A 24,404-nucleotide genomic window follows, 5' to 3' on the forward strand; every position below is an offset into this window, starting at 1 on the left:
TAAAAGGCATTCCCTAGAATACGCTTTTTACTATAGAAAGAGAATTTGATATAATGTTCATTAATTGAATAATTTTCTATATTTGTTTTTGGGGTAAATGGGAGAGGATAATGTTGAAATTAATAATAGAAATCGTTTTTTTGTGTTTAACGTAATTGCCGAGAAGTCGCCCACTTCTAAATGAAGAGGAAGTGGGTGATGAATCGGTTCTTTTTTTGTATAATATTGTTATAGAATGTCAAGGTAGGTGAAAATCGTGACAAAGCTAAACAAGGCGTATAAATTCCGTATCTATCCTACACGTGAACAAGCTTCTCTTATTCGCAGAACCTTTGGTTGTGTGCGTTTTGTGTACAACAAAATGTTAGATGACCGTAAGAAAACCTATGAGAAATATAAGGATGATAAGGAAACCTTGAAAATGCAAAAGTTCCCGACACCTGCCCAGTACAAAAAAGAATTCGAATGGTTGAAGGAAGTTGATTCACTCGCTTTAGCGAATGCACAAATCAATCTTCAAAAAGCGTATCAAAACTTCTTTGCTAAAAAGGCTGACTATCCTACCTTAAAAAGTCGTAAATCGAGACAATCCTATACAACAAATGTGGTCAATGGGAATATTAAACTTATAGATGGATTGATCAAACTACCAAAACTGACATGGATAAAAATCAAACAGCATCGCCCAATACCTGATGGACATAAGATAAAAGCGTGTACGATCTCCATGACTAAAACAGGGAAGTTTTTTGTGTCCATCTTGACTGAATATGAAAAGAAAATTGTAGAACAACCAGCTCATTTATTGATTGGTCTAGACTTTGTGATGAATGGCTTATTTGTCGATAGTGAAACAGGTAAGAAAGCCAATTACCCTCGTTTTTATCGTCAAATGGTAGAGAAGCTAGCCAAAGAAAGCCGCATATTAGCTAGACGAACAAAAGGCTCTTCTCGTTGGCATCAACAGCGCTTAAAAGTAGCGAAAATTCATGAGAAAATCGCCAACCAAAGAAAAGACTTTCTTCATAAACAGTCTTATAGACTTGCAAACCAATACGATTGCGTCATTATTGAAGACCTCGATATGAAAGGGATGTCTCAAGCATTGAAGTTTGGTAAAAGTGTAGCTGATAATGCCTGGGGGAGGTTCACATCCTATTTAGAGTACAAGTTAAAAGAACAAGGAAAGAAACTAATCAAGATTGATAAATGGTTTCCTTCTTCAAAAACGTGCTCAAATTGCGGTCAAATCAAGGAAGAATTGACGCTTTCTGACCGAGTTTTCGATTGTCATTGTGGATTCTCATCCGATCGTGATTGGAATGCGTCAATCAATATCAAAAACGAAGGTATTCGAAAGCTTACATAAAGGAAACAAGAACTCTTGGTTCACGAGGGATCGCCTAGTCCATTAGAGACCATTAGGTTTCTGTACCTAGGAAGCATCCACCTCTAAGCGCTAGCGTAGGTGGTATGTAGTTCACTAGCTTACTATGCGTTTCTTTTTATTCAAGTTTTGATCAAAATGAAAGAGAAGACGATCGTACCTATAGGGTACGAAGAAGCACGCTTGATAAGAGTATTTCCACAAAAAACAATCGAGTTACCCTTAGTGTCTAAACAGAAAAAAGGGATGATGTTCTATACAGGATTCCTGCTATTTTTAATTTCATTCATTATATGGGAGGATACACTCGAATCTATTTTGCCTGTTTATTTCATATTCTTACCTACTTTGTTTATGTCTCGTCAACTGCTCAACTTATTTGCGATCAAAAAGACTGGTGTTTTATATGGGAATCGTTTTATTCCTTGGCGAAAATTTAGCTCTTTTGAATTTAGAATGATCGACAAAAATCATAAATTTTATGGTTATTCTAAAGAGGTGAATGAAGGCTATGAATTGCTCTTACATAAAAGAGGCATGTCTGTACGATGTTTTGTTACTTCTGAAGAAATGAAAGAAAAGCTAACGAAAGTATTAAACCAACAGATAGAAGTGGAGGAATATAGTCATGGATGAGCGTATGAAAAGGTTGATCGATAAAACAAAATTAAAATTAGGGTTAGATCATTATACCCTTTTTTCATATGATTTAACACGAAATGTTAATGTCTCAGATACTAGTTATTCGTTAAGTATGGAGTGGTTTCCGAATCCGATTCGAGAAAGAACGGAAGATGACTGTAATCCCCCTGGAACCGCGTGTGTGGATATTGATTTTCATACGGGGAAGTTTCATAGTGTCATTTTTGTAGAGGGTCAATCGGTTGCCAATGGCGTGGTGCTTTCTACAAAAGAAGACATGATTACATGGGTGGAAAATGAAACAGGACTTTTATATGGTAAGCAGTTTAAGCTTATTAAAGAAGAGGATCAAAGACTCCTTTTTCATGAATGTGTGAATGGGATTCCCTTTGCTCACTCTGGTTCTATAGAAATTAGATGTGATGATCAAGGAAATCTTACTTTTTTCTCAGAATCTTTAGTCGCAGTTCGTAAAAATATTAAAAAAGAGAAGTTTTCCCTATCTGTTGATCAAGTTGAGCATTTATTTAAAGAGCAGCTGATCCTTACTGAGTTCCCTGATTTGGAGAACGAGAAATTCAAGATTGCTTATGGAATAGAAGAAGTCTATGTTACAAATGACCAACTAGCTACCATCCCCTCTCGGTTGGATGAACGAATGCACTATAAAATCAATGAGTTAATGGAATGGGATACCCCAATTGAAGAATCTTTTCACCGTGAAGAAATCGATATTTTAGCAGAAAGAGAGGTAACTGTACAGCAAGCATTGAATCGAGAACCCCACCCAGACTTATCCCCAATCACAGAGCAAGAATTAGATCAATGCAAGCTCAAAACGAAGGATTTTTTACGTCAAGTCTATCCAAATGAATCAGGAGAATGGAAGTTGATTTATATAGTAAGAGAAGGAAAGTATTTTATAGCAACCGTAAAACCAAAAAAAGAAACGATCGCCTTGTTTGAAAGGAAAATAAACATATTCGTTGATGTAAATAAATGTAAAGTTATCAATTATATTGATAATGAAGATTTAGTATCGGAAATATGTAAGGATTTTCAGCCTGCTGAAACAGCAGTCATTACGAAGGAGCAAGCATATGATGAACTTAAAGATTTGTTTAAATTATCCCCTTATTATGTTTATGACTTTGAAAGAAAACAATATATGTTATGTGGAAAACTTGATTGTCAGTATGTAGTGATGGCTCATAGCGGTGAAGTAGTCATACATTCTGATTTATAGTTCTAATGTACCGAAAGATTATGCTATAGTAGAAATATTATTACACGATAGAATTGATCTAGGTTTTCCCTCCAACTCTATGTTTACTTTACAGAAAACTTGGCTAATATGATTAATAGAAGTTTTTTAAGGAAATTCTGAAAAACCTCTTAAACATTTTATAAGCTGTACCGATATAAAAAGCACTAAGATAAAAGTAACATATTGGATTTTTTCAATGCATACAGGAGGTTAGATCTATATATGTCGAACTATTGGATGACGCCTGAACAAATAGAACAAAGACAGGCTCGAAAGAAAAAGCTGTTTTACGTGCTAGTTCCTGTTTTTGCAGCAGTAGGTAGTGCAGTATTTACCCTTTGGTTTGGATGAGGATGAATATATAGCTTGTTCCCTTTGTGCTGACAATGACCAGCTTTTATTTTGCATAAAAAAGAGAAGGGCTATACGATATCGCCTCTTCTCAAAAGCCATTTAATTAGTTCTTTTGCTTGATTAACAGTTATTTGTTTTTCATCAACGGACCTTAATAAATCAATCCAAGCAGCATAAAGCACTCCATTAATGGGTAGTTCTGTTTTTAAGTTGAAGTCACAAAATACTCCTTTAACTCACTTTATTTATAATTAATGATAATAATTTCTTGCGCAATTTCTAATGAGGGGGGATTTTTCTTCATTTTTCTTTTTATCAGGACAGTAATTTTCAACTAAAGCCCATATAACAACAAAAGCAAATGCTTGATCTGCATTCATTCTCATCCACCCTCTATAGGTTAGGAAGAAATAATCAATTGAAAGTGATACTGTGAAATATGCTAGGAATATGACTAAGTATTTTTTTACTAAGTATTTCTTTCTTGAGTTCAAACATTACACCTACACTTCTATATATCTATTCTTGCTCATAATAGACTAGAAACCACTCAATCGAGGCGTCTTTTGTTTCTATTTTTTCATCTTTTTTACCTACAGAGTAACCGATTAAAACACCAAAAGAAAGAGCAAATAGTATATATATGGAACTTGTTTGTGAAAAAACTATAAATCCCCCAGCCGACTAATATACCTAGTAGTGAAATTATTAGCCCCATCATAAAAACCTCCCTTTCTATATATATCTTCAATAGCTTATTCAATTATAACTTTATCGTTGGCTTTCAAGTCCTTATTTCACCATAATATCCGTACGCCCTGTAAGGATGCTCGACAAACCAATCATCTACTTGTATAGGGTCTTCAACCATAATTCTCTTTTATGTGCCTAGGCTAGTTTTTCTCTGCTTTACTTTTGTTAGAGATAAAAACAATAAATTAAAACATGTAAATCCAGCTATCGCACCAAATGTGTTTAGTATAAGATCGTCAACATCAAAAGATCTTCCTGTAAAAAGTAATTGGATTGTTTCAACTAATAAAGATACTAAAAAACCAAAAATTGCAGTTTTCCATAACTTAAACATCTTAAATCTTAACGGAATTAAAAATCCTAAGGGGATAAATAAAATAATGTTACCAACAATATTTCTAATAGGTACCATGTAACAAAAGTGGGTTAGAGAGCCATAAATACTTGCAAAAGGAATTAAATTAACCCTTTGTGACAATGGTATTCCTTCAAGATAGTCGTGGGAATATATTGGGAAAGGAAACAGTGTTAACATATAGATAAACACTAATGAAAAAAAGAACATTCCTTTAAGTAATTCAGTTTGTAAAGAAAACCTTTTTGTAAACAACCATACTAAAAACCGATAAATTACCCAAGGTATAATAAAGAAAAACATAGTTTCTAGGTCATACCTGTACATTAACTGAATCATGTTATCATCTCTCTATATATTATTATCTTATGTCAAATTCTTGACCTACTTTGATTATAACTTTAAATTAGCAAAATTAGATCGAAAAAATTCCAATCGAATATAAAGAAAAAGATCAAACAGTTTGTTGCCGATATTTCAATTAAAGAAACTGACATTGTGACCGTCGGTGATCAAACGTATTGAGCCTATCGTTAACGAAGGAAAGCTGAATGATTTAGAGGCTGGCATTGTATCATAAAATAGAAAGGTATCCAATCATATAAAGTGAACAAAAGGAGTTTTCGTAATGATTAAAGCAGTGTTATTTGATTTAGATGGAACATTATTAAACCGAGATGAATCCGTGAAATGTTTTATAACCAACCAGTATGATAGATTTCAAAAATTCTTGAGTCACCTTTCAAAAGAAGACTATGTTGCTAGATTTATTGAACTAGATAAAAGAGGATATGTTTGGAAAGATAAAGTGTACCAGAAGATGGTAGATGAGTTTAACTTACAATTGTCTTGGGAAGTATTCCTCGAAGACTATATCACAATGTTTAAACATCACTGTCATCCATTTCCGAATCTATTTGATATGTTGGAGAAGTTAAAGGAAAAAGAAATACGTTTAGGTATGATTACGAATGGGAAAAACCCATTTCAAATGGATAATATCGAAGCGCTTAAGATAAGAGATTATTTTGATGTTATTTTAATATCTGAAGAGGAAGGAATAAAAAAGCCTAATCCGGACATTTTCCATAGAGCACTAAAAAAACTAGACGTTTCTTCGCATGAGAGTATGTTTGTTGGTGACAATCCTATGAATGATGTGAATGGAGCACAAGAAGTTGGGATGATTGGTATTTGGAAGAGGGATCCTGAATGGATTCAAGTTGAGGCTGACTATGTTGTTGAGGATCTTTTGGAATTGACTGAAATAATCGAGGAACATAATAGTAAACAGACCATGATTTAATAGCTAATTTCTAAGTTAAAAAACAGCTACAGGGGATTTGTTCCTGTAGCTGAAAGTAAAAGTCACTTTAAGAGGTTGTTCAAAAAGTCTTGAAAAAATTGCAGTCGAATAACTTTGTTGTCTCGCTATTCCACTCCTCATGTACAAAGAACGTACACTGTGGTGCTCATAGCTTCGTCGCCGCGTTCTTCTCGGCACTTTTCCCCCTACTTTTTGAACACGCACTTTAAATACTATAGATTTTCATCCTCTACTTGATTAAGCCAGGCTTCAATTTCTGAAACAACCATTTCAATTGTTCCTTCTTCAAAAGGCGATTTAAGGTTAGCTCCATTGACAAGTTCAAGGAATGGCTTGCTACCGCCTAGGTTGCATAGATGAAGATAATCATTCCACGTTTGTTCTTTATTTTGACTCATCTTTATCCATAGTTGATGAGCGCAAACTTGGGCAAGGGTGTAGTCAATATAATAGAATGGATCTTCATATATATGTCCTTGCCTTTGCCAAAAGCCTCCGGATTCTAAATAAGCATTTCCATCAAAGTCTCGATGAGGTAAGTATTTCTTTTCAATGTCTCTCCAAGCTTGCTTTCTTTCATCAGGAGTTAAAGTTGGATTTTCGTAGATTACGTGTTGAAATTCATCTACGGCAACTCCGTAAGGTAAGAACAACAACGTGGAGGATAAGTGAGAAAATTTATATTTCTCTGTATCTTCTTTAAATAAGCGCTCCATCCAAGGCCAAGTGAGAAATTCCATGCCCATTGAATGAATTTCACAAGCTTCATAAGTAGGCCAAACATACTCAGGTACACCAAAATGACGACTACTATACACTTGGAAGGCGTGGCCTGCTTCGTGCGTTAATGTATCAACATCAGAAGTTGTTCCATTAAAATTGGCAAAGATAAATGGAGATTGGTAGTCATAAATAAAATCACAATAGCCTCCCGCCATCTTTCCTTCTTTTGAAGTTAAGTCCATTAACTCGTTGTTTTTCATGAAGGAATAAAATTCCCCTGTTTCTTTTGAAAGCTCTTTATAGATGATTTCTGCTTGTTCTTCGATCCACTTTGGATCACCCTTTGGTTTCGCATTTCCTGTTTGAAACTCATATGTTTCATCGTAAAACTTTAATTCAGACAAACCTAGTCGTTTTTGCTGACGTTCTTTAAGTTTTGTTGCAAGGGGAACAATAAAGGTTTCAACTTGCTTACGGTATCCTCTTACATCCTTTGCATCATAATCAGTTCTCTTTAATCGATCGTAACCTAGCTGAACAAAATTATCATACCCAAGTTTATGAGCCATAGTGGTTCTCACTTTTACTAAATCATCGTAAATACGATCAAACTGACCCACATTTTCGTTAAAAAAGCCAAACTTTGCTTCCATTGCTTGCTTTCTTATTTCACTATCAGGTGATTGGGTAAATGGCTCCAGTTGTGAAAGCGTATAAGTGTCTCCATTAAAATCAATTTTTGCAGAAGCAATGAGCTTGGAATATTCAGATGTTAGTTTATTCTCTTTTTGCAAATCTTCAATAATATCAGGAGAGAATGCTTTAATCTCTTTCTCAGCTAAATCGAAGAGATGTTTCCCCCACTTTTCCTCTAATTGCGGACGAAATGTTGATTGAATTAGTTCTTTGTAGAATGAAGAAAATAAATCTTGAAATTTAGGAGAAAACTCGTCTATGTAATCTTGCTCTGCTTCGTAATATGCGTCGTTTGTATTAATAGAATGACGAATAAACCCTAAAGAAAACATTGAATGGACATTGCGATAAATTTTATAGAATTCTTCCATAGCAATGATTTGTTCTTCGGGTGTTGTTGCATTTTTAAAAAGGTCAAGAGCTTTGTTAAAAAGTTCTTTCGTATTTTCGAAGTTTGGTCTTTCATACGTAAATTGCGAAAATTTCATCTACTTCATCCTCTCGGTTAGTCTAGTGATAGTATAGCATATTTTGGTTATTGAAATGAGCCAAAACGGTATGAGCACAACACCCTCTGAATAATAAAGAAAACAGAGAATGGATAAGATATATTGTAACGGTTTTATCGGTGTAAAAGGGGGAGAAGTAAATTGGCAAAGGACGATTTAAATGTTGTGTTGATTGGTGCAGGTGCTGTCGGAGGAACAGTAGCGGGGTGGCTTAGTCCTCATTATGAAAACTTTTATGTCTTAGGAAGACCATATCTCAACGAAAAGTTAAGAAAGGATGGTATTCTTGTTTATGAACAAGGGAAGAAAGAGCAAACAAAAGCCATACCTGTACGTTGTATCGATGACTTAGAAGAAGTGGATCATGTCGACCTTTTAGTCATTGCAGTAAAAAACTACAGCTTAGATGAAGTATGCCAAACGGTTAAAGATAAAGTTACGAAAGAGACGATCGTTGTCGGACTACAAAATGGGATTGAAAATCAAGAGATCTTACCAAAATACTTTAAAAAGGTTGTTTACGGTGTTATTTGTTATAATTCTTGGGTAGATGAACCTGGAGTCATAGGTTATCAATCAAAAGGACCCATTATAGTAGGAATTAAAGAGTTGTATTTAAAGTCAGAGCTCATTCTTGTTAAGAAACTATTCAATCTTGGTTTTGAAGCGATATCTACAGATCAACTGGATAATGTGACCCATTCAAAATTAATTCTCAACTTAACAAATTCATTTACTACATTGATTGGACTTCACGAATTAGACGATATGAAGGATTTTCGTCTTATTAAAAATATTTTGTCAAACCTCCTTTATGAAGGGGTTCAAATAGTCAAGGCTGCAAATTACCAGGAGAGCCGTTTAGGAGGATTACCTTCATGGTTTTCAATTACTGCAGTTGTTAAACTCCCTAACTTTTTAACGGATGGAATGTTTAAACGTAATCTAGGGAAAATGAAAATCAGTAGTATGGGCCAAGACGTTTTTAAAAGAGGGAGTTCAGAAACGGAAGTTGAATCTATTAATGGGTATTTGTTAAGATTGGCTGACAAGAATCAAGTTTCCGCGCCCTATAATCAAGCGGTTTATAAGTTGTGTAAGAAGGAATTTCAAACTAGTCCATTCAAACCTTTAAATGTGAAAGAGGTGTGGAGAAAAGTTGAAGAGGAAAAGCAGTTAGTTAAGTGATTTTATTGCTGTGAAAATAAAAACGTTTACATTTTAAAAAGATTGATTTTTCCACTTGCAATCGTGATTTCAATTATATAAAATAGACAACGAAGACGAAATGACTAAATTGTCCTAATGGTCAGTTTTGGAGATGAATAAATGGATCGAAAACAAGCAATCATTGATGCATCAGTCAAATCTTTTTCTTTATTTGGTTATAAAGCTACGACAATGGATCTAGTAGCAAAGTTTGCGAGTGTTGGAAAAGGCACCATCTATACGTTTTTTAAAAATAAAGAGGAGTTATTTTTAGAATGTACCAATATGATGGTGAAGGAGATGAAGTCAGAAGCGGAAGCGGCAACTGACCCAAACGAAACCTTTATCCAAAATGCTCACAGGAGGCTATATCGTATCCTAGAATTTCGCAGAGAGCATAAATTTATGATTAAGCTTTTTCAGGAATCACGGGAAATAGGCACTCCAACTGTGAAAAGCTTCATTGAGCAGCTTGAAGACACAATTATATCTTATTTAAGAAAAGATATTGAGCAGGCGATGGAAAGAGGGGAAATAAAAGATTGTGACCCGGAGTTAACAGCCTTTTTAATTCTTCATTTTTATGTCTCTCTCATCATAGACTGGGAGAAGAAACATCAACCACTAAAAAAGGAAGAAATAGCTGAGTTATTTAAACTCTATTTTTTAAAAGGATTGTCGACAAGATAATCCGTTCTTTTTTAAATCAAGTGACTAAATGAAAGGAATGGTCATTTTGGTGATAGGATTGTTATCTTGATCTGTTTTTTTATTAATCAAAAATGACTAAATGAGGGAACTAGTCAAAAGTATAGGAGGGTAAAGCTTGAAAGCATTTCAATTGTTTAAAGAGGAATGGCTAGCTGTCTTAAAGGATAAAAAGGTCATTATTCCGGTCATTGCGGTCATGTTTATACCTTTGTTATATGCTTTCATGTTTCTGAAAGCTTTTTGGGATCCATATGACCATTTGAAGAACTTACCTGTTGCTGTTGTCAATTTAGATGAAGGGGCAAATTTTGAAGGTGAGCATATAACGGTAGGTGAAGACTTAATAGAAGAACTAAAAGAGTCTGATGAGGATGAAGAAAGATTTGACTGGCATTTCATTAGTAAAGAAGAAGCAAATGAAGGATTGCATGATTTCGACTACTATATGACAATCGAAATTCCTGAAGATTTTTCTGAACGTGTAACAACTTTACAAGATGAAGATCCAGAAAAATTATCGTTAATCTACAGACCTAACGAAGGGTATAACTTTTTATCCGCTCAAATAGGTGAAAGTGGTATAAATAAATTAAAAGAACAGCTATCAAATGAAATTACTTATACCTATACGGAAAAAGTGTATGACAGTATCTTTGAAATTTCTGATGGGTTAGCAGAAGCTGGCGATGGCGCATCCGAGCTAAATGACGGGATAGAAGAAATAAAAGATGGAATGTCAGACAAGGAACAAGATATAGAAAAACTAGCTGATGGATCGAAGGAACTAAATGATAAAATTCAAACTGAAGTAAAAGGTTTAGAAGAGTCGTTAGCTAATGCTGAAAGTTCGATTAAGAAGCTTGAAGATTTGGCGGCTGGAAGTGCTCAGGTTAGTGGGGGAGTAAATGATATAAAAAACTCCTTAACTAATGCTAAAGATTCAATTGGAAAGCTTGAACAATTAGCAGCTGGAAGTGCTAAAGTAAGTGATGGCACAGATAAGCTAGTTAAAAACACAGACAAGTTAATTAGTGGAATGGAAGGTTCCAAAGAAAAAGTCAATGAGTTATCAGAGGGAAATGCATACCTAAATGAAAAGGTACAAGAAAAAATTCCTGAGCTTCAAAAACAGTTAAATGCAATAAATACTCAGGTAAAAGATATAAATAAATTAGCAGCTGGAAGTGAAGAGTTATATAATGGCACTAGTAGCATGCTAATGGCCTTTAAAGATGAACAAGGTGATCTTAAAAAACTTATCAATGGAAGTAATAAGTCTGTAAAAGGTGTTAATAATCTCGTTGATGGAATTGATAGTCAAATAGCTGAATTAAATAAAAACAATGAAAATATTAATTCAGGAACTTTATCTAGTGTTTTAGGTCAATTAGGTCTTTCTAATGAAGATCAAACAGCCTTAAGCACCCTTAATGATGATCAGCAGGAAGCTTTAGTAAATATGCTTAAAACCATTAATAATCAAACAGTTTCTCAATTAGAAACTATGAAAGAGGTTGATGGAGAACAAAATGACATTAATGACCTTAAAATAGGTTTAGAAACATTGAGTACTGGTCTGGAAAATTTACAGACTGGATTAATTCAAAAGCAAACTGAAGTTGTAGCTGGTGCAGAAGAAGTTAAAAACGGTAATGCTCAAATTCAAACCTTAGTAAATGAAAAGTTAGATAGTATTGATCTGGAGGAAATACAAGAAGAAATTGCAGGACTACCTGGTAAAACCCAAAAGTTATCAGATGGAGCAGCCAAAATTAATACAGGTTGGAATGACGTAATAGATAATTTAAACCAACTAAATAAAGCCCAGTCACAATTAGCCGACGGAGCATCTCAAGTAGCAGATGGCAACGCACAAGTAGAAGACATGGCTAAGTCGGCATTAGGTTCAAATAAAATAAATGATCTAAACAGAATAGCCGATGGAGCATCTCAAGTAGCAGATGGCAATGCTCAAGTGGAATCTTTAGCAAAATCTAAATTATCGTCACTTGATACAAGTATGATTGATGAGAGCTAACAGACGGCACACAACAACTAGCTGACGGAAATGCTGAGGTTTACACAGGATGGAACGACATCATAGGTTACTTAGGAGAAGCAAATGATGGTTCTGAAGAGCTAGCTACCAAGTTAAATGATGCTGCTGAGGAAACATCAGACGTTACAGGTAATGATGATGTTTATGATATGTTTGCTGATCCAGTAGAAGTTAAAAATGATAAAGTAGCACCAGTTCCGGATTATGGAACAGGATTCTCACCATACTTCTTATCATTAGGACTTTTTGTTGGAGCATTGACACTCTCAATTGTCTTCCCGCTTAGGGAACCAGTAGCTGTACCAAGTTCACCAATTGCTTGGTTCTTAAGTAAGTTTGGAGTGCTTGCAGTTGTATCATTATTCCAAACAGTGTTAGTTGTGTCAGTGATGTTTTTATGGACAGATATACAAGTTCATAGTGAACCATACTTTATCTTGTTCACGTTTGTATCTAGTTTAACGTATATTACGTTAATCCAATTCTTAGCAACAGTATTGGATAATCCAGGTCGCTTTATTGCGATTCTGCTGTTAATATTCCAATTAACAACGAGTGCTGGAACGTTCCCATTGGAACTAATACCTGATTTCTTCCAATGGTTTAATCCGTTTTTACCAATGACATACACAGTATTTGGATATAAAGCTGTTATTTCGACAGGAGATTTCTCTATCATGTGGCAAAACATGTTTGTGCTGTTTTCTTATATTGCTGTCTTTATATTCTTAACTAACGTGTATTTCAGATGGAACTTCAAACGTCGCTTTGAAATCATGGCTAGAGAAGAAGCGTAAAATAATATCACAAAGGGATTGGGGCTTTTTTAGCTCTATCCCTTTTTTCCTTAAAAACTATTGCATCTATTATCAGGTTGGATTACAATATGACTAAGATAGTAAGTGAAGTTATTCACAAACTCATCTAAAAAATTACATGCTTGATTACACCAACAATAAAAAAGCTGACTGATTAGTCAGCTTTTTTATTGTATTCCTTAGTTACTACCCTTTTTGCTACTTCGGACTCTTTGGTTAGCTGCGTTTGCTCGTGCTTGTGCTTCTAGATCTTCTTGGTCAGCTAGTTCTCTAGAATATTCGACGTCAATACCGTCGACTTGTTTCTTCGACTGTTTAGGAGTTTGTGGTAAATCTTGCTTATTTTTATCACGATTTTTATGTTGAGCCATTAAATTTTAAAGCTTCCTGCTCGATCCGCTTTCTTAAAGTCTTTTTGATACCGAACTTCTTGGTTACTGTTTAAAAGGCGTCTCGTTTGCTCTGTTCTTTTCTTATTTCCCACTTGAATCCACTCCTTTTTTCGTTTATATGTTTAGTTTGAACCTTCAATGGGATAATCATACATAAAATAAAAAACCGCCTTTATTGAAAAAGCGGTCGTTAAGCTTCCTTAAGATGTTCGACTCCAACTGGTTGATCATGTCGATTAGAATAAAAGCTGTACATATCTTTTGAAATCTTAAACAAATGATACTGTCTTTCTGAATTGTTTATTTGTTTCATTAGTTGCGGATATAGATCGTCTGCAAACGTAACATAAGGTAGCTTTTGGCATGCCTTCATTGAGCGAACATTTTCTTTGCGAATTTTCAAAAACACTTTTTCTATATTTAAATCGAAAAATAATTCATTGAAAAAAGCATCTTTTGCTAATTGATTGTAGCCTTTACCGTGATAAGGTTTTCCTAGCCATGTTCCTAGGAAGCCTGCTTGTTCTTGAATATCGTAAAGGCTGATTGAGCCAATTGGGGAACTCCACTCATCCATTATGGTTCGTGTAATCACCAAACCTTGTTCCTCTTGTTCAATTAACTGTTTTGTTAAGAAATAATACTCTTCAACCGATGTAACTTTATGACGAACATAAGGGAAGACATCATGGTGAGTGATTAATTCAAAAAGTGATGAGCAATCATGAAGATCACGCTTTTTTATCATTTAAAACCCTCCATGAGGGTAGTCGACAAAGAAGCCCCCACCCTCGAAATTTTTTAAATAGAAGGAGTGTTCGAAAAATTCGGATAATAGAACACTCACTAGAAAAAATTTCGGGGTGGGAATCGAACCCACTAGAACCAGTCATGCTGGTGGCGCACCATTTGCCTTCCCTACGAAAACAATATATAAATTGCATATTCACATGGATATAATACTCGATTTTAAGTGAAAAAGATACAACTTTTTTATTAATTTCGCGTGGAAATTTTATCACCTATTGTAACAAATCTTTAAATGCTTCTTTTAACTGAGAATACTCGAATTGAAAGCCTTGTTGAGTGGCTTTTTCGCATTCAACATATTGACCTTTTAGTAACAACATACTCATTTCACCTAAGGCAATTTTTATTGGTAAAGAAGGAGCTGGAAGCCAGTATGATTTGTTCAAGACGGAAGCGATCGTTTTTCCGAAATCATCCATTCTTTTAGGATGTGGAGCAGTGGCATTAACAGGTCCTTTTATTTCTGAATTCTCAATACAAAATAAAGATAATCGAGCCACATCCTTCACATGGACCCAAGATAACCATTGCTTCCCTGAACCTAGTTTACCTCCTGCATTTAATTTATAAGGAAGTACCATTTTCGGTAAAGCTCCTCCGTTTCCTAAAACGATTCCTAAGCGTAAATAAACGGTACGAATGCCTTTTTGTTCTGCTTTTTTTGCTTCTCTCTCCCACTTCGTAACGGTATAAGCTAAAAAATCATCTTCTCTTGTTTCACTATCTTCATCAAATGTTTTCGTCTCTGAAGTGCCATAAATACCGATGGCGCTTGCATTAATAAGCACCTTTGGCTTAGTGTTTAATGAATCAATAATGCGAATGACTTCTTGAGTTGCTTTTACTCTACTAGATACAATCTTTTCTTTAGCTTTAGGTGTCCATCTTGTATTGATTGATTTACCAGCCAAGTTAATAATCGCATCAACGCCTTCTAATTGTTTTTCAGCGGATGCACCGTCAGATAACCACCTTATGTATTGAACGTTGCTCGAAGTTTTATGTTGTCTTGTTAAAATTGAGACTTTATGACCTTGTTGTAGGAGGTATTCAGATAAATATTGACCAACAAATCCTGTACCACCCGTTATGGCGATATGCATATGAACCATTCCTTCCTAAACCATTTGTTTTTATACAGGGCCGGTTTTGGTATGATAAAAAAGAGGTGAACGCTTTGTTTATTACTAGAATAACGACTCAAAAAAATAATCGCAATCGATACAATGTGTACATAGAGGAAAAAGGACGAGAGAAGTATGCTTTTAGTGTTGATGAACATACTTTAGTCAACTTTCAGCTTCAAAAAGGGGAAAGATTTAACGGGTCTTGACATTGAACAAATTGCTTATTCTGATGATACCCGAAAAGCTTATAATAAGGCGATTGAATATTTAGCTATTAGAATGAGGTGTGAGTCAGAAGTCTTTGATTACTTAAGAAAAAAGGAATATGATGAGCTAATTATCCAAGAGATCATCTTGATGTTAAAGGAAAATCGATATGTAAGTGATATGGAATTTGCGTCAGCCTATGTAAGGACGCAAGTGAAAACAACAAAGAAAGGTCCTAAGCTTATAAAAGACCATTTGATTTCAAAAAAAATAAAAAAAGATTATGTTGAACAAGCGATGAAAGAATACACGTTTGAAATGCAAGTGAAAAAGGCAATATCTTTAACTGAAAAAATGGTACAAAAAGAGAAGACAATTTCTAGCCTGCAATTAAAACAGAAAATTCAACATTCATTAATGACAAAAGGATTTGGGTCGGATGCTATAACAATTGCATTAGAAGAAGTGACGTATACAAATGGGGAAGACCAAGAGTATGAAGCCATGGTTAAGCAGGCAGAAAAAGCATTAACTCGTTATAATAAATTTGATGATTATACTAAACAGCAAAAATTAAAGCAATTTTTAGCTAGAAAGGGCTTTTCCTTTGAATTAATTAATAAGTATGTAGATGAACAATTATAGGCTGCTGAATTTTTTTCAACAGCCTTTTATCTTAAAGTACGATTTCAGAGCGTCCGTCATCCAATTGGTAAATATCCTCCGCTACTTGTTTTGGAGAGCGAAGACGACTTTTATCTTTAACATGGTCGCTTTCATCCCAAAACGGAGTGTCCATTCCCCCCATGTAAGCGGCAGCTACATGTACTTGTCCTTCTAATTCTTTTACTAAACTTTCGGTGAATCCTCTAACGGCAAATTTTGAGGCAACGTAAATACTTTCATTTACTTTGCCTTTTAATCCTGCGGTAGAAACAATGTTTAAGATTGAACTATTTTCCGGCACTTTTAATGCAGGTAAAAAAGCTTTCGTCATGTGAATCGTTCCATAGACATTTGTTTTGAACATCGTCTCCATTTGCTCAGAAGCCATTTCTTCTAAAGGACCAAAATAGCCGATACCTGCATTATTAATAAGTTTTACTATTTGATATTGGCTTGCTAATTCTTTGGCTGCTTTTTTTACGTTTTCTTCTTTTGTGATATCTAGTGGATAGATGATTACTTCTTTGTTATCAAAATGTTGTTTTGCTTTTTGAAGTTTTTTTTCATTTCTGCCGATTAAAATTGTGCAATCAAAATCATATTGATATTTTAATGCTAGTTCTAGTCCTAAGCCAGTACTTGCTCCTGTTATAACTATTGCTTTCAAGATGAACATCCTTTCTCTTTTCCAGTACAACCTTTATACTAAAGGTAAAGTAGTTTTTATGTAAAGGAAGAGGAGTTATGGAAAAACGTTATAGCGAAATGTCAAAAGAAGAGTTAATAATACGATCGTTTCTTTAAAGGATAAGGCACGTAAAGCAGAACAACTTGGGATTGTAAATGAGCTAGCTGTTTTAGAAAGAAAAATATCCATGGCTAAATCTTATATGTTAGATCCAAGCAAAGTTAAAATCGGAGAAAAATATGAAATTATGAGCGATCCTGGTCAATTTTTTTATGCTGAATATTTAAACGGTGTTTTTGTTTGGGGGTATAGGCTAGAAACTCCGGATAAAGAAGAGGCGTTACCTATTTCAATGATTTTAAAAGAGGGGGGTTTAACCCCTCTTTATTTGCCTGCGCCAGTTCAGCCTCTTTGTCGCTCGCTCAGCGACTCCGACGCACACGATGTGCTAGCGTCAACGTTAGTCACAGGATGTGACTGTTCTTAGTTGACGTTCCTTTACTTTGCGTCGCTAAACGGTCGCTTTCGCTTTTCTTCATGTCTAGCTCCAGCGCTTAACCACTCGAGGTCATAAGATACGATTACAGGAAGGTAAAGAACACCTTCCAAAATAATCGTATCTTATGCTTGTCGTGGCTGTTCAAACCGCTTTCGCTTTTCTTTTAAGAACGTTTTCGTGTTTGTTTTTCAAGGATGATGGTGTCTTGGGTTTGTTGTGTTTGTCCATTTACTTGTGCATGAGCGTGTTTAGGGTTAGCCCATGGTTGGTTAAACGGGTTAGAGTGACGGTTTTTTGTATAATCCTTATTAGTTGCCAATGTGACTTGCACCTCGCAAATTAATCATTTCTTGAATGAGAAGCTTTCATCCGTTCTTGAGGATGTGTGTTAATGGTTCCATTGGCTCGTTTGGAAGCATTTTCTGCTTTTGCTTTCGGCTCACCTTCAAACTTATTGCTGTTCAAGTTTGGGAAACCAGTAGCTTTATTACGCAAAACGTTCTCCTCCTTACTCAAGACTAACTTACGTCAGCCTCAAAATTAGATTGTGTATTTAACGCTTAAATTATGAGTGGCATAAAAAGGACGATGATTCATCATCGTCTAAGTAAGAGGATTTAACTTTTTTCTTAGCTTTGCTTCACTGAAAATCCACCCCGTGTAGGAGCTTAAAATATTCAAATCTTGATCTAGTTGAACAATAGCAACAAAAGGATAGTATTCATCCTTACTTCGATATCTTAAATCAATAAATCGAACTTCATAATGATCTGTATGTTCAGTTAGCTCCCATTGGTAAACAGGAGAGAAGGAAAGAAAGGCTTTTAAGTTTTTATCTTGTTTTGTTGCGTTCATAATTTTGTTGTCAGGCACATCCACTTTGTCAAATTCATCTAATATATTTAGTGTTCTTTTGTCATATTTAGCGACATAAAAGGAGTTTTTGGTAGTGATAGCCAAATGCCATTTGTTATATTTCATGGTTGGTGAAATGGTGATATTTTCGACATCGTCAAAGGTGTGATGAATTTTACGGAAAATTTTCCTTTGTTCAATAAAGCGAGCTATATAGTATAGTATGATTACACCATATATAATTAAAAACGTGTAGCCAGGGTTTAAATCAAAATAAGACCATAGAATAAAGCCAGGAATATGGACAGCGAATATAAAAGGATCAAAGGTATTAATTAATCCTAACGCAAGCCATTTGTTAGAAAAAGGTCGCAATGCCTGAGTTCCATAAGCATTAAATATATCTACAAATACATGAAGAATGACTGCAACAAACGTCCAAATCCATAAATGTAAAAAGTTACTGTCAGAAGAAAATAAATATACGACCAATGTAATGATTATTGGCCATAAAAAGACAGCAGGGATCGAATGGGTAATGCCGCGGTGGTTTCTTATGTAAGCTGCATTATTTTTTAGCTTTAAAACAGTATCGATATCTGGGGCTTGTGAACCTAAAAGGGTTCCTACTACTACGGCTTCTGTTGTAATGATATCATTCCCTACAACAGGATCTAACGTAGCGATGGCTCCTAATGCAAGTCCCATTACAAAATGTGTACCCGTGTCCATTGGAGATCCCTCCTTGATCAATCAACAAAAGGGCTTTATAAGTGCGTGTTTAAAAAGTAGGGAAAAAAGGACGCTGAAGAACGAGGCGGTGTAGCTTTGAGCACTCACAGTGTACGTTCTTGGTACATGAGGAGCGGAAAAGCAAACCAACAAAGTTATTCAACCGACATTTTTTTAGGACTTTTTAAACAACCTCTATAAATAAGGTATGTAATTTATAATAGAATGTTCATTAAAAAATGAGAAGTCTTACTTGTATTTTCTCATATTAGATAAAAAAATTACAGAGGAGTCATTATGAACAAAGATTTACAGAAAAAAATAGACCAATTTACAATAGAAGGTTTTCAAAAACAGTTGATTAACTGGTATAGAGATGAGAAACGTGAATTGCCTTGGAGGGAAAGTTTAGATCCCTATCATATATGGGTTTCTGAAATCATGCTCCAGCAAACGAGAGTAGATACCGTCATCCCTTATTTTGAAAACTTCATCACTAAATTCCCGACTATTCAAGCATTAGCTGAAGCGGAAGAACAAGAAGTGTTGAAAGCATGGGAAGGGTTAGGATATTATTCAAGGGCACGGAACCTTCATAGTGCTGTTCAAGAAGTACAAGAACATTATGGAGGCGTTGTACCAAATAACGTTAAGGAATTAGAACGGCTAAAAGGTGTTGGTCCATATACAAAGGGGGCCATTTTAAGTATAGCCTATAATATTCCCGAGCCAGCTGTTGATGGGAATGTCATGCGCGTGTTATCACGAATTTTTTCGATATGGGATGATATTGCAAAAGTAAAAACGAGAAAGCAGTTTGAAGAGCTCGTTTCGGTCATTATCTCTAAAGAATATCCTTCTGAATTTAATCAGGCCTTAATGGAATTAGGTGCGATGGTTTGTACCCCTACTTCTCCAGCATGTTTATTATGCCCGGTTCGTGAGCAGTGCCATGCATTTTATGAAAATGTTCAACATGAATTGCCAGTAAAAACAAAGAAAAAGGCAACGAAACAAGTGCAAATGGCCGCTGCTTTACTATATGATAGACAAGGTTATTATTATATTCATCAAAGGCCTTCGAAAGGATTGCTTGCAAATTTGTGGGAGTTTCCGAACGTTCAATTGAAAGAAGAGCCTTCGTTCACTTACAAAAAGCAACTCGAGAATTTTATTTGTGATGAATATTCTGTGGAGATAACCTTGACCCCTTTGTTAGGTACTATTCAACATGTTTTTTCCCATTTAACATGGAATATTTCTGTTTATTCTGCAGAAGTTATAGGCTCTTCCAATATGAAGGGGCTTATAAAAGTCAGTGAAGAACAACTTAAAGCTTATGCCTTTCCTGTCTCTCATCAAAAAATAAAAAAGATGTATGCTGAAAATACAAGGTCTGAATAGGGCAGACCTTGTAGCAATATATCCTATGCAAATTCCTTAATCGTAACTGACCCTTGTCCCGTGTGTCCAATCTGCTTCGTGCCTTTTTAGTCCACCTCTTCTTTCAATTTCTTCAATAATTTCTCTATGAATCGTTTGTCCTTCGCTATTAAGATAAGGCATGATTTGTTGTAAGGAATGATGAAAGTAGGCTAATTCTTCTTTTTTCCAGTCCTGTTTTTGAATCATTGACAGCTCAGTCATATCTCTTCCTACATACATTTTTCTTTCCTCCTATTGGGTTAGTGCTGACGTTGATGTTACGCCGTCCTCACCTTCTTAAAATTGTTTAAACAACTTCTATAAAATCTTTTTTATTGTTAGAAAGAATGAATGAACTTATGCAAGTGTGCGATTTTATTGGGTATTATTTCCTAAAAAAACTTGGATAGTGAAATTGCCTGTTGGACATTCTAATTTTCGTGGAGGTGAAAAAGCGATGGCATATAAAAATCAACAAAACCAAAAGCAACAACAACCACAATACGGAAAGACAAACGCTCAACATGTGAAGCAACAAAACGCTGCTGCTGCTCAAGGACAGTATGGTACAGAGTATGCTGCTGAAACGGATGCTGCTCATGTGAAACAACAAAATGCAAAAGCTGAGCAAAACAAACAACAAAACTCTTAAGATTAAAGGGCTGACACTTCGTCAGCTCTTTTATTATAAGATCAGAAAGTATAAATTTTGTCCTTTATAAGAGAGTGCTTTCATCGTTGTCTAGCTCCATCGCCCAGCAACTCGTAAGTTTTTCGACGCACAGAAAGTGCAAGCATCATCGTTGTCCACAGGACGTGGACGTCTTTAGATGATGTTCCATTTGTCTATGATAAGTCAACATCGAAGCCTGCGGCTTTTCGTGTTTCCTTTATCTCATACGGAGTGCTCAAGCCCCTTCGTTGCTAAACGGGCGCTTGCGCTTTTCTTATTTTTTTTAAAAACTCTTCTCTTCACCTCATTATATTAAATAAATGTAATAAATAGACTGCATAAGGTGTATTTCCAACCCATACGACATACAGTAGTAACTAATGAAAAAAATCCGACACTTTCCAATAATCTACATAACTTGTCAAAGGAAGTTTTTTAAGAAGAAAGAACATAAAGAGAGGAAGGTTTTTAGTTGTTCAATAATTCCCAATGAACAGGACATTATATGAAATATTTAAACATAACGATTTTATTTTCTATACCTAGCTTTAGCTTGCGTAGCAGGTGTTGTGGTATAAAAGCATTTCTTTTAGTTGGCTTTAGCCGATAAAACTCGTAGGCGGTTAAGTCCGCCAACGAGAAACCTTCGAACTTTAGTGCGTAGTCGTTTATTGTAATTTGAAGTAAAACAAGTATATTAGAGGGAGGAGAAACATTTGAATCAATTTGACTGCTTGGTGTTAGAGCAGCTTAAGACTATGAACGAATTGAACTGCAAGAGTTATATGAAAACCCCCATTGCCGCTCACCATATGAACAAAAAGAAATAGAGAAATGCTTAGAAGCTCTTCAAAATCAATTTGACCAACTAACAAAAGAAGTGATTCATATGTATCAGAAAGAGAAAGTTACTTCTAATTACAAAACGGAAGCATGAGTGTGATTAAATTTTATATACTCTCCTGGAAAGTCAGATGAAGATCTGATATTTAAAGGAGAGTTTTTTGTGAATTTTTTTAGCTGGACAACAATATTATTGAAAATGGGGAACTTTTTTAGTATCATTTTCTTTTTTCGCTTCCAGCAGTTATAATAAAAAATGATATATAGTACTGTAATTAAAATAGAAAATAAGGTGAATGAGTATAGCGTCCACTATGAAGTGAGGGAAAAACGATGGGCTTGCCCAAGGAAGGAGATACAATTCAAATACATAGCTACAAACATAATGGGTATATTCATAGGATATGGCATGAATCAACCATTTTAAAAGGGTCAAAACATTTAGTCATCGGCGGGAATGATCGAACGATTGTGAAAGAGTCTGATGGACGAACATGGATGACTCGGGAGCCAGCTATTTGTTATTTTCATGCGAGGCATTGGTTCAATATTATTGCTATGATCCGTGCAGATGGTATTTATTATTACTGCAATATGAGTTCCCCGTTTGTTTGGGATGAAGAAGCTTTAAAGTATATTGATTATGACTTAGATGTCAAAGTATTTCCAGATATGACATTTCAAATACTTGATGAAGATGAATATGACCGTCACAGGCAGGAAATGAGTTATCCACAAGAGATTGATAAAATATTAAGTAGGCAAATGCAACTTTTAATTTATTGGATACGTTCTAAAAAAGGGCCTTTTGCACCGGACTTTTGTGACCATTGGTATGAAAGGTTTTTGACCTATTGTTGAAATGCTCCTTCTGACATGAGGGAGTTTTTTGTTTGATTGGAATTAGGGGGAAAAGGGAAGGGTTTTTATATGAATTCAGTTAAACGATACTTACAATTTGTTCAACCATATAAAAAACAAATCTTTTGGACGATTGTGATAGGAATTTTTAAATTTGGTATCCCATTATTAATACCTCTTATTTTACAATATGTTATTGACGATCTAGTTGGTGGAAGTGGGACTGTTGATGAAAGGACCTCGCAATTAATATGGTTGATGGCTGGCTTATTTATTTTATTTGCTATCGTTAGACCGCCAATTGAATATTATCGTCAATATTTTGCACAATGGACTTCTAGTAAAATATTGTATGATATTCGTGAGAAACTTTTCTCACACTTGCAACAGTTAAGCCTTAAATATTACGCAAATACTCGAGCTGGTGAAGTCATATCAAGAGTCATTAATGATGTTGAACAAACGAAAACATTTGTGATTACAGGATTAATGAACATATGGTTGGATTTGATTACAATTGTGATTGCAATCGCAATCATGTTAACAATGGACATTAAGTTAACGATTGTTTCCATTTTGTTGTTTCCTCTCTATGGATTTTCCATTAAGTTCTTTTATGGCAGGTTGCGTCAGTTAACTCGCGTCCGTTCTCAAGCTCTTGCACAAGTTCAAGGGTATCTACATGAACGTGTGAGTGGTATGCCTGTTATTAGAAGCTTTGCCATAGAAAAAGAAGAACAGGAACGTTTTAATTATGAAAATGAACATTTTTTAAATAGAGCGATTGACCATACAAAATGGAATGCTCTTACCTTTTCAGTTGTTAATACAATTACAGAGCTGGCTCCTTTACTTGTTATCGGGGTGGCTGGGTATGAAGTCATCCAAGGGAATATGACAGTTGGTACGATGGTAGCTTTTGTCACGTATATCGACCGATTGTATAATCCATTAAGGCGGCTTATAAATTCATCTACCACTCTTACTCAAAGTATCGCCTCTATGGATCGAGTTTTTGAGTTATTAGATGAAAAGTATGATATTGAAGATAAAGAAGACGCCATTGAACCTGCGCACTTAACTGGAAAAGTTGAGTTTAGAAATGTTCATTTTAAATATCAAGACAATGAACCTTATGTATTAAAGGGAATAAACTTGAAAGTTGAACCTGGAGAGACCGTTGCTTTTGTAGGTATGAGTGGTGGCGGTAAGTCAACATTAATCAGTTTAATCCCGAGGTTTTACGATGCCACAGAGGGAAGCATTTTAGTCGATGATTTAGATATTCGTGATTTAAAATCACAAAGTTTACGAAATCAAATTGGCTTGGTACATCAAGATAACTTTCTCTTTAGTGAATCAATAAAAGATAATATTCTAATTGGGAAGCCACATGCTTCAGGTGAAGAAGTAATAGAAGCTGCTAAAGCTGCCAATGCACATGATTTTATTTCCTCTTTACCAAACGGGTATGAAACAAGGGTTGGTGAACGAGGAGTGAAGCTATCAGGTGGACAAAAACAAAGGGTAGCGATGGCACGAGTATTTATTAAAAACCCTCCGTTACTTATCTTAGATGAAGCTACTTCGGCTCTGGATTTAGAAAGTGAGCAATTTATTCAAGAAGCGTTAGACGTTTTAGCGAAAAACCGAACGACATTTGTAATTGCACACCGCCTATCAACCATTACGCACGCCGATAAAATCGTTCTTATCGAGGATGGAGGAATAACAGAAATGGGGACACACCAACAGTTAATGGCGAAGAAAGGGAACTACTTTAACTTATTTCAAATTCAACAGCTTGAGTAGGAGG

Annotated in this window: 27 protein-coding genes and 2 pseudogenes; 17 read left to right on the top strand and 12 right to left on the bottom strand. The window is 35.2% G+C overall.

Annotation, left to right across the window (positions count from 1 at the left end; genetic code table 11):
- Positions 1-256: 256 nt before the first annotated feature.
- From LC087_RS18560 to LC087_RS18575, 4 genes are all read left to right on the top strand, one after another.
- The gene (locus tag LC087_RS18560) at positions 257-1,369 is read left to right on the top strand and encodes an RNA-guided endonuclease TnpB family protein (RefSeq protein ID WP_306019786.1); all 1,113 of its coding nucleotides are present in this window, start codon (positions 257-259) and stop codon (positions 1,367-1,369) included.
- A 243-nt stretch (positions 1,370-1,612) separates the two neighbouring features.
- A complete protein-coding gene (locus LC087_RS18565; RefSeq protein WP_226542318.1) occupies positions 1,613-2,023 on the top strand; it encodes a hypothetical protein in 411 nt (136 codons plus the stop codon).
- On the top strand, positions 2,016-3,275 hold the full coding sequence (locus LC087_RS18570; protein WP_226542316.1) for a hypothetical protein: 1,260 nt from the start codon (positions 2,016-2,018) through the stop codon (positions 3,273-3,275). Before LC087_RS18565 ends, LC087_RS18570 begins: the two co-directional genes overlap by 8 nt.
- A 243-nt stretch (positions 3,276-3,518) precedes the next feature.
- The gene (locus LC087_RS18575) at positions 3,519-3,647 is read left to right on the top strand and encodes a hypothetical protein (protein WP_264189995.1); all 129 of its coding nucleotides are present in this window, start codon (positions 3,519-3,521) and stop codon (positions 3,645-3,647) included.
- A gap of 254 nt (positions 3,648-3,901) precedes the next feature.
- On the opposite strand, the gene LC087_RS18580 is transcribed toward LC087_RS18575, so the two are convergent.
- Both LC087_RS18580 and LC087_RS18585 read right to left on the bottom strand, forming a co-directional pair.
- Positions 3,902-4,030 carry a hypothetical protein gene (locus tag LC087_RS18580; protein WP_306019787.1) on the bottom strand — a complete coding sequence of 43 codons (129 nt, stop codon included), beginning with the start codon at positions 4,028-4,030 and terminating at the stop codon, positions 3,902-3,904.
- A gap of 500 nt (positions 4,031-4,530) precedes the next feature.
- Positions 4,531-5,097: a VanZ family protein gene (locus LC087_RS18585; RefSeq protein ID WP_226542314.1), complete on the bottom strand. Its 567-nt coding sequence runs from the start codon at positions 5,095-5,097 to the stop codon at positions 4,531-4,533.
- A 289-nt stretch (positions 5,098-5,386) separates the two neighbouring features.
- Here LC087_RS18585 and LC087_RS18590 point away from each other — a divergent pair, with 289 nt between their 5' ends.
- Complete coding sequence (locus tag LC087_RS18590; protein ID WP_226542313.1) at positions 5,387-6,064, top strand: HAD family hydrolase; 678 nt, start codon at positions 5,387-5,389, stop codon at positions 6,062-6,064.
- A gap of 233 nt (positions 6,065-6,297) precedes the next feature.
- Here the strand turns inward: LC087_RS18590 and LC087_RS18595 are convergent, their stop codons facing one another.
- Positions 6,298-7,992, bottom strand: coding sequence for a M3 family oligoendopeptidase (locus LC087_RS18595; protein ID WP_226542312.1), 1,695 nt, complete (start codon positions 7,990-7,992; stop codon positions 6,298-6,300).
- A gap of 162 nt (positions 7,993-8,154) precedes the next feature.
- Between LC087_RS18595 and LC087_RS18600 the strand changes: the two genes are divergently transcribed.
- The 4 genes from LC087_RS18600 (at position 8,155) to LC087_RS18615 (ending at position 12,789) form a co-directional block, all read left to right on the top strand.
- Positions 8,155-9,201, top strand: coding sequence for a ketopantoate reductase family protein (locus LC087_RS18600; RefSeq protein WP_226542311.1), 1,047 nt, complete (start codon positions 8,155-8,157; stop codon positions 9,199-9,201).
- Between the two features lie 141 nt (positions 9,202-9,342).
- Positions 9,343-9,912: a TetR/AcrR family transcriptional regulator gene (locus LC087_RS18605; RefSeq protein ID WP_226542310.1), complete on the top strand. Its 570-nt coding sequence runs from the start codon at positions 9,343-9,345 to the stop codon at positions 9,910-9,912.
- Positions 9,913-10,048: 136 nt separating this feature from the next.
- Positions 10,049-11,971, top strand: coding sequence for a YhgE/Pip family protein (locus LC087_RS18610; protein ID WP_306019788.1), 1,923 nt, complete (start codon positions 10,049-10,051; stop codon positions 11,969-11,971).
- Positions 11,972-12,141: 170 nt separating this feature from the next.
- Positions 12,142-12,789, top strand: a complete 648-nt coding sequence (locus LC087_RS18615; protein ID WP_306019789.1) for a YhgE/Pip family protein — start codon at positions 12,142-12,144, stop codon at positions 12,787-12,789.
- Between the two features lie 200 nt (positions 12,790-12,989).
- Here the strand turns inward: LC087_RS18615 and LC087_RS18620 are convergent, their stop codons facing one another.
- From LC087_RS18620 to LC087_RS18635, 4 genes are all read right to left on the bottom strand, one after another.
- Positions 12,990-13,181: a YfhD family protein gene (locus tag LC087_RS18620; RefSeq protein ID WP_226542308.1), complete on the bottom strand. Its 192-nt coding sequence runs from the start codon at positions 13,179-13,181 to the stop codon at positions 12,990-12,992.
- Complete coding sequence (locus tag LC087_RS18625) at positions 13,181-13,294, bottom strand: YfhE family protein (protein ID WP_226542307.1); 114 nt, start codon at positions 13,292-13,294, stop codon at positions 13,181-13,183. Before LC087_RS18625 ends, LC087_RS18620 begins: the two co-directional genes overlap by 1 nt.
- A 98-nt stretch (positions 13,295-13,392) precedes the next feature.
- A complete protein-coding gene (locus LC087_RS18630; RefSeq protein ID WP_226542306.1) occupies positions 13,393-13,950 on the bottom strand; it encodes a GNAT family N-acetyltransferase in 558 nt (185 codons plus the stop codon).
- A 274-nt stretch (positions 13,951-14,224) separates the two neighbouring features.
- On the bottom strand, positions 14,225-15,115 hold the full coding sequence (locus tag LC087_RS18635; RefSeq protein WP_226542305.1) for a TIGR01777 family oxidoreductase: 891 nt from the start codon (positions 15,113-15,115) through the stop codon (positions 14,225-14,227).
- A gap of 74 nt (positions 15,116-15,189) precedes the next feature.
- Between LC087_RS18635 and LC087_RS18640 the strand changes: the two genes are divergently transcribed.
- From LC087_RS18640 to LC087_RS18645, 3 genes and pseudogenes are all read left to right on the top strand, one after another.
- Positions 15,190-15,345 (top strand): hypothetical protein, encoded by a 156-nt coding sequence (locus tag LC087_RS18640; RefSeq protein ID WP_306019790.1) that lies wholly within the window; start codon positions 15,190-15,192, stop codon positions 15,343-15,345.
- Between the two features lie 10 nt (positions 15,346-15,355).
- Positions 15,356-15,481, top strand: a pseudogene (locus LC087_RS19875) (recombination regulator RecX); the annotation flags it as partial.
- Between the two features lie 15 nt (positions 15,482-15,496).
- A complete protein-coding gene (locus tag LC087_RS18645) occupies positions 15,497-15,991 on the top strand; it encodes a RecX family transcriptional regulator (protein ID WP_371932630.1) in 495 nt (164 codons plus the stop codon).
- Positions 15,992-16,022: 31 nt separating this feature from the next.
- On the opposite strand, the gene LC087_RS18650 is transcribed toward LC087_RS18645, so the two are convergent.
- On the bottom strand, positions 16,023-16,679 hold the full coding sequence (locus tag LC087_RS18650) for an SDR family NAD(P)-dependent oxidoreductase (RefSeq protein WP_226542303.1): 657 nt from the start codon (positions 16,677-16,679) through the stop codon (positions 16,023-16,025).
- A 77-nt stretch (positions 16,680-16,756) separates the two neighbouring features.
- Here LC087_RS18650 and LC087_RS18655 point away from each other — a divergent pair.
- Positions 16,757-17,064 (top strand): annotated as a pseudogene (locus tag LC087_RS18655) (YfhH family protein); the annotation flags it as partial.
- A 298-nt stretch (positions 17,065-17,362) separates the two neighbouring features.
- Here LC087_RS18655 and LC087_RS18660 read toward each other — a convergent pair.
- The 3 genes from LC087_RS18660 to LC087_RS18670 all read right to left on the bottom strand — a co-directional run bounded on the left by LC087_RS18660 (position 17,363) and on the right by LC087_RS18670 (position 18,786).
- Positions 17,363-17,518 (bottom strand): YpzG family protein, encoded by a 156-nt coding sequence (locus LC087_RS18660; protein ID WP_226542300.1) that lies wholly within the window; start codon positions 17,516-17,518, stop codon positions 17,363-17,365.
- 20 nt (positions 17,519-17,538) lie between these two features.
- Entirely contained in the window at positions 17,539-17,694 is a 156-nt protein-coding gene (locus LC087_RS18665) for a small, acid-soluble spore protein K (RefSeq protein ID WP_226542298.1), read from the bottom strand.
- 108 nt (positions 17,695-17,802) lie between these two features.
- Complete coding sequence (locus LC087_RS18670) at positions 17,803-18,786, bottom strand: metal-dependent hydrolase (protein ID WP_306019792.1); 984 nt, start codon at positions 18,784-18,786, stop codon at positions 17,803-17,805.
- Between the two features lie 297 nt (positions 18,787-19,083).
- On the opposite strand from LC087_RS18670, the gene mutY reads away from it, so the two are divergent.
- On the top strand, positions 19,084-20,190 hold the full coding sequence (mutY, locus tag LC087_RS18675) for an A/G-specific adenine glycosylase (protein ID WP_226542294.1): 1,107 nt from the start codon (positions 19,084-19,086) through the stop codon (positions 20,188-20,190).
- A gap of 36 nt (positions 20,191-20,226) precedes the next feature.
- Here the strand turns inward: mutY and LC087_RS18680 are convergent, their stop codons facing one another.
- Entirely contained in the window at positions 20,227-20,451 is a 225-nt protein-coding gene (locus LC087_RS18680) for a hypothetical protein (protein WP_226542292.1), read from the bottom strand.
- A 217-nt stretch (positions 20,452-20,668) separates the two neighbouring features.
- Between LC087_RS18680 and LC087_RS18685 the strand changes: the two genes are divergently transcribed.
- The 3 genes from LC087_RS18685 to LC087_RS18695 all read left to right on the top strand — a co-directional run bounded on the left by LC087_RS18685 (position 20,669) and on the right by LC087_RS18695 (position 24,400).
- Positions 20,669-20,863, top strand: a complete 195-nt coding sequence (locus LC087_RS18685) for a gamma-type small acid-soluble spore protein (RefSeq protein WP_226542290.1) — start codon at positions 20,669-20,671, stop codon at positions 20,861-20,863.
- 1,197 nt (positions 20,864-22,060) lie between these two features.
- The gene (gene ntdP, locus LC087_RS18690) at positions 22,061-22,588 is read left to right on the top strand and encodes a nucleoside tri-diphosphate phosphatase (RefSeq protein WP_226542286.1); all 528 of its coding nucleotides are present in this window, start codon (positions 22,061-22,063) and stop codon (positions 22,586-22,588) included.
- Between the two features lie 69 nt (positions 22,589-22,657).
- A complete protein-coding gene (locus LC087_RS18695) occupies positions 22,658-24,400 on the top strand; it encodes an ABC transporter ATP-binding protein (protein WP_226542283.1) in 1,743 nt (580 codons plus the stop codon).
- Positions 24,401-24,404: the final 4 nt, after the last annotated feature.

The sequence above is a fragment of the Bacillus carboniphilus genome (assembly GCF_020524035.2).
Classification (GTDB): Bacteria; Bacillota; Bacilli; order Bacillales; family JAIVKR01; genus Bacillus_CC.